This is a genomic window from Mycobacterium sp. E3198 (assembly GCF_001667015.1).
Classification (GTDB): Bacteria; Actinomycetota; Actinomycetes; order Mycobacteriales; family Mycobacteriaceae; genus Mycobacterium.
The window spans coordinates 1-5,868 of sequence record NZ_LZIS01000145.1 but is presented as its reverse complement, the minus strand read 5'-3'; the positions used below and the strand labels follow the sequence as shown (position 1 = coordinate 5,868).

General features: G+C 56.4%; 4 protein-coding genes and 1 pseudogene. 3 read left to right on the top strand and 2 right to left on the bottom strand.

Going from position 1 to position 5,868, the window contains the following annotated elements; all coding sequences use genetic code 11:
• The 3 genes from A5673_RS29595 to A5673_RS28485 form a co-directional block, all read left to right on the top strand.
• The coding region (locus A5673_RS29595; RefSeq protein ID WP_197518398.1) for a hypothetical protein at positions 1–588 on the top strand (588 nt) is incomplete at its 5' end.
• Between the two features lie 231 nt (positions 589–819).
• Positions 820–1,833, top strand: coding sequence for a hypothetical protein (locus A5673_RS29155; protein ID WP_156748302.1), 1,014 nt, complete (start codon positions 820–822; stop codon positions 1,831–1,833).
• Between the two features lie 402 nt (positions 1,834–2,235).
• Positions 2,236–3,006 carry a class I SAM-dependent methyltransferase gene (locus tag A5673_RS28485; RefSeq protein ID WP_197518397.1) on the top strand — a complete coding sequence of 257 codons (771 nt, stop codon included), beginning with the start codon at positions 2,236–2,238 and terminating at the stop codon, positions 3,004–3,006.
• 1,016 nt (positions 3,007–4,022) lie between these two features.
• Here the strand turns inward: A5673_RS28485 and A5673_RS16395 are convergent.
• Together A5673_RS16395 and A5673_RS29590 are read right to left on the bottom strand one after the other, a co-directional pair.
• Positions 4,023–4,742 carry a class I SAM-dependent methyltransferase gene (locus tag A5673_RS16395; protein ID WP_255396647.1) on the bottom strand — a complete coding sequence of 240 codons (720 nt, stop codon included), beginning with the start codon at positions 4,740–4,742 and terminating at the stop codon, positions 4,023–4,025.
• A gap of 283 nt (positions 4,743–5,025) precedes the next feature.
• Positions 5,026–5,868 (bottom strand): annotated as a pseudogene (locus tag A5673_RS29590) (glycosyl transferase); the annotation flags it as partial.

Genomic DNA, 5,868 nt, shown 5'->3' with positions numbered 1-5,868 from the left:
GACAAACGTTATATTTTCGACCGGCTGCGCGGACTCACCACCGCGACCGATTGGATTGGTGCATGGCTGCAGAAAACAACAAGGCCAACGCCCGTACAGATTCTGGACTTCCTATCTAATGTAGTCAACCATAACGGCGATATGTTTTGGGCGGAAAAAATCGAACCACACGACTTGACACACCTGCACCATCCGCGTGAAGCATTGAGAATAGCAGTTGAGGCGTTGGATTCTGACGAGTACCGGGACGTACATTGTTGGGTATTCACCCCGAGGTCATTTTGCAATCTTCTCCGCCGGCTGAGCGTCTTTGGGCTCCTTGATTTCTATGTGGCTGATTTTCACGACAACGGGAGCCCCGAGTTTTTTGTCCAGTTGCAGAAGCCTGAGAAGTTCGAGTGGTCGGAACAGATAGTATCTATTCCATTATTTCGTGAAGGGCGCTACAAGGCGCTGCCCGAAAACTTCGATGCAAAGTTCTATCTGGACCATCACCCAGATGTCATGCAAGCGCGCGTCGATCCCGCGGAGCATTATCTCGAACACGGTCGTTTCGAAGGCCGTGCGGTCTGTGCGGCCACGGCCTGAGCTGTTCCTGACCGGCGATGCCCTCACGAGCCGAGAAAGTACGGTGTTACTTTGATCAGATCTGAACTGCCCCAACAGCGGCCAATAACCTGGCGCTATCTAGGGTCAAAGATGGCTATTCGGCCGGCGTCGCCTTACCTATTCATGTTGGACGAGCCCGTCGAGTGCGCGATCGTACGTCCCGCTGCCTCCGTGAAAATCCGTGGATGGGCCTATCTTGAAGGTACCCCCTTGACGCTCCACGTTGTTGCAGGTGAACACGAGGCGGCGGTGGCAAGCTGCGAGATCTATCGCCCCGGCGTCGTGCATCACTTTGGCGATAAAACGGACGGCCATGTGGGTTTTGATGTGGAGCTGCCAGCTACCGTGCGACTAGGCCAAAAGGTGGAATTGAGATTCACAGACTCCAGCGGTATGGTCCGAGCCGTGCATTCGCTCTCATTTGGCAGCAGCGACGCATTCCAACGGATGTTTCTCGTACACGTCCCCAAAACCGCCGGGTCTTCGGTAAACGCCTTCATGGAGGATTGCTTAGGTGAGCGCGCGTGCGCGTCCCATATCGAGAGCAATCCGGAATGGAGGTTCGGTACCGGACCGGAAACTATATTTAAGGATAAAGTATTTCTTTCCGGTCACGTACATCTCCGTGCTCTGCGGCATAAGCTGACTTTACAAAACACACTTGTTACCACCATGCTGCGCAACCCCATTGATCAGCTAATCTCCCACATCGCGTGGGTCCGTAGACTGGCCGATCCAGCCGAGAAAGAGCGTTTTTACCGACATGATACTGCGATTCAGCACATAGCAACGTGCTTGGCGAAGCTGGATCTTGGATCCCCGGTGCATCTGAAGAAATGGGCCAGCGAGTTGTCGGGTGAAGCCCAGTCGCTTTTCGACAATTGTCAAGTTCGCTACCTTACCGACCGTGGGCAGATCGAACGTGGGCCTACCGGGCGTGTCACGCAACGTGACCTTCTAGGGGCAATCGGGAACTTGGAAATCTTCGATCTCATCGGCAGAAGCGACCGCGTCCCGTCATTCCTCACCAAGGTGGCTGAAAAGATGTGCCTGGAGCACTGTAGTGCTTCCGCCGTGAACGTTCGCGAAAATGTTGCGAAAACAAAGTACGGGCTTGACCCCCGCGACCCCGGCATACGGGAAGCGCTTGAGTCTTTGCTCCAATTTGACCAGGTGTTGTACGACAAAGTTGCGTCCAGCGAGTCTGTCGCTGCGTCGGTGTAGGTGGTTCTAACCTCGATTTTTCGCGCGACCAGAGACTGGAGGTGACTTTGTGTAGGTGATCTTGGGTTGTAAGCTCGTCGTCGTTTGCCGGAGTGAGTGTGGATTGCGGTTCTCTGATTGATGAAAGCTGACGGCCAATATGGCTCGCGGATAGCGGCAGGAGTTTTGTTGGATGAGAGAGACAACGCTGTACTGGCTGCCTGAATGTAAGGATTTTCGAGCGCGGGCGCGATCACTTGCTAGTTACCGAAGTACCGCCCACCTAAGCGGATTTGGTAGCATTCGCCAACCGTTATGGAAGCCATCACTAGATGGTGTCTGAACTAAATTAATAATTCGGTTTTAAACATGGGGTTTGAGTAGCCAATGACATACATTGAAAACGAAAAAATAATCAGACAGGTGAGAGAAAGTGCTGTAGTCAGCAAGTTACCGTTACCGGAATTTGAACTATTACGCATTTCAGGTCCGTTTCAATCGACCCAACAATTTTTCGAGTCGTCCTTTATCGAATTTGGTCAATTATTAAATATGACGTCGATCAACCCCGGTTCAAACGTCCTTGATTACGGATGCGGTTTAGGTAGGCTGGCTATTCCATTTTCTCTGTATCTCAAGAACGGTTCCTATCTTGGAATTGACACGAACCTTACGAGCCTGGAACATTGCAGGAAAGCATTTTCAGGGAATGACAAGTTTGAATTCATGCATGTCGATCTGTATTCAAAGATGTATAATAAAAGCGGAAAAGGATTTTCCCTGCTTGAATCGACGAAGCTTGCGAGGAAATTTGACACATGTTTTTTGTTTTCGGTATTCACCCATGTGCTTCCCGAAAATATTAACGAAGTGCTTGAGTTTATTTTTAAATCGCTGAATCCGGGTGGCGAGATGCTTGCGACCTTCTTTCTGCTCAATGAGCGTTCGCTAGGTGAGATCAATGCTGGGCGCGCGAGCCGAAAATTTGCTTTTGAACACAATGGTGCTCGGACAGATAATAAAGATGTTCCGGAGGGTGCTGTCGCTTATTTTCAGGATGATGTCCTCAAGCGATTGGCAAGCGTCGGTTTTTCTGAGCCGTTTATCATTCAAGGGGCATGGTCAAAGGCGCCGCAACAATTCCATAATCCACACCAGGACATCATCGTTTGCAGAAAACCTGGTACTAAATAAAATGGTTTGATTCTTTCGCGCCCATGGCTCTCTTGGTCAAGACATACGTGAGGCGAAATGTACTGATTTAAACTTTTCATGATGCGACAAAAAAGTACTGTTTATCCGGCTCTACGCAACCAGGACGCGAAATCGGGGCGGTCCTCGGCCGTTAGCAGTACCTGCGGGTCGGGTCGCCAGCGGACGGTAAACCCGGGCTTGACTGTGGCGAGCTGGTTGGCTGTCTTGGTGGTATCGCCGGGGCGCTATTCTTCGGCGGCGGCGGGGTGCCGGGCAGGATGCCGCGCTGTGCGCCTTCCAAGCATGCGAAGGCGTAGGCGATGTCCGCTAGTTGGCCCGTCCCTCCACCGTCGACCTGGTCGGCGATTGCCTTGAGGGCGTGCTGCGCTGCGGCTCGTAAGATTATGGCAAGGTGCTGCCGCGTACGCAGCAGCTCGGTCTCGAGGTCGTCGACGAGTTTCTCGCGGTCACTCAATTGAGTCTCCGTTTCGTTGGGTAGCGGGTGGCCGGTGCCAGGCCGACTCTTCCGGTGTGAACCCAGGCGTCGCATTGTGTAGTAAACGGTATCCACAGACAAGCGGCAAAGCAACGCCGTACGGCGAACCCGAACCGGTAGTCGACCAACAGCCGGAGTGATCGTCGAAGAAGGCGAATCGGAGGGTCTTGCGGTCCCCGACCCGAGGCCCATGGAGTGCGTCGCCGACCTACAGCTGGTTGTGTTCGGCCTCGAACCGGCCGAACACCGCCGGTGCTCCCTTGCGGTCGGGCCCATCAGATCCAGGCAGCGCACTTTTCGCTCATCGACACCGCCGGCACCCCACCGCTGTAGGCAGCTTCTCGCGCCTACAGCACTGCTTTCGAAACCTCAGCCGTATAGCATCTCTCCGGATAATTTCGTACATATTGGGCCGCATCGTCGTTTTCACGGAGATAAGCTTCTTCGTCAAAATTCTTTGGTCGTTTGATGTCGGTCATATGGCTCTAATCAATTCGGAATCGCTGCGCCGCTCGATGGGTTATACGATTTCTGCTCGCGGCTTGACCGCGATCACGACGTCCTGCCCGCTTGTACCGTCGGTTCGGCCGGACCAGTTGCCGTAGAGCAGCGGTTCCCGAAGTTCGAGGCCGCATTCCCCATACAGCCACCTCACGAAGGCTTCCGGGTAGGCGATCGCCGCTTCAGGATTTCCGACGTGGGTCGTTCGGTAGCCTGGCATCTCATGCTCGAAGGAGAAAGGTGACTTTCCCTCCTTGATGAGGGCTGACGACTCCTCGTTGAGCAGGAAGAAGGTGTTCAGACTGCGCCCGCCCGGCTTGAGCACGCGGACGATCTCGTGCAGATAGTGCTTCACGTCCGATGGCAGCATGTGCGTGAACAAGGAGGCCAGCAACACCACATCGAATGATCCGTCGGGATACGGAAAACGGAAGTCGGACGACTTGTATTTCCCTGCGGGGTTGTACGCTCCGTTCTGAACATCTACCAGGGCGAAATCGAAGTTGGGGTGTGATCCCGAGATGTTCTCCGTGCACCAGGCGATTGCTGACCGGGAAACATCGAAGCCGGCGTAGCGGCCCTCGCGGTTGAGGTAGCCGGTGAGCGGCAGAGCCATCCGCCCCGAGCCGCAACCAGCGTCGAGCACTGCATCACCAGGCTGCAACCCACATAGGTCAACCAAGTAACCCAAGAATTGATTGCCGATTGCCTTGTACGCGGCGGGGCCACCGCCACCCACCCAATCCTGAAGCTCCCGGGGGGGCAGCACTTCTCCGGGCGAACCGCAGTTCGCTGTCGAAGTGCGATTCGAGCCGGGCGGAATACTCCCGGTCATGTGTCACCTCACTGCAGTCAGCCGAACTTGTGCGCCCTCTCACCGCGCCTCACTATAAGGGCTTTTTGGCCTGTTCGAGGGGTATGGAGACGTTCAGCATGCCACCGACGATGTCCTAGCCGGGGCCCTCAACTCAACGGTCCACCGCCGGCACGTTTCCACAGGTCGGGGTGAGGCCTCGGTAGGTCTAGAGGTACAGATCTGAGATGCAGAGTACTTCGTCGAGGCTGGCGGTGCGCGGGCCGGTGTCGGTGGTCGGTCGGCTAGGTGGGGTGGGCGGGTCGGGGTTGGTGTTGTGCGCGCCGTGGGCTTGATCTAGGCGTGTGGTGTCGAACATCGCTGGGCCGCTGGCCATTACGTCGGTGAGCAGGTAGCGGCCGGTGTCGGGTGAGCGGCGTACCGCCGGTTCGGCGGCGCAGGCGCCGGTGAGTTTGGCTGCGTCGGTGAAGTTGATGCCTACTTGGAACACCTGTGGTTCGGCATCGAGCACCGCGCTCAGGCGGGTGATGTAGTTCTCGGGGGCGAAAAACCGCCAGCCGGCGCCCAGGTGCAGCCAGAACCGTGTGTGGATCTGCGCGCGTAACTGCGCGAGCTGGGGGGCGGGTTTGTCGCCGGATCGGCGACGGGCGAACTGCAGAAATCCGTATTGTTTGCGTAGCGTGGCGCGGTCGGGGGCGGACAGGCCGGTATCGAGGACCACGAAGCGTCCGATTCGCGACACATCGAGGCAGCAGTGCAGAAATGAGTTGATGGTCTGTTCGGTGGTGTGGCGGTCGGGTCCGGCGATCAGGCTGACGGTGATCTCGCCTTGGGCGGGCCCTGCGGCCAGGGACTGCACCAGGGCTTGGGGGTAGGGTGCGGCCGCTTGGAGCATGGCCGGCACTGAAAAGTCGCGGTTGGCCGCAATGCGTTGCCGGTCCGGGTCGGGCAGATCGGGGCGGGCCACCAGGCGCCGGCACAGGGTGAACGCCTCGGCGTGCTCACCGATCCACGATGCGCACACCGCCAGCTCATCGGTGGCCCGCCACGC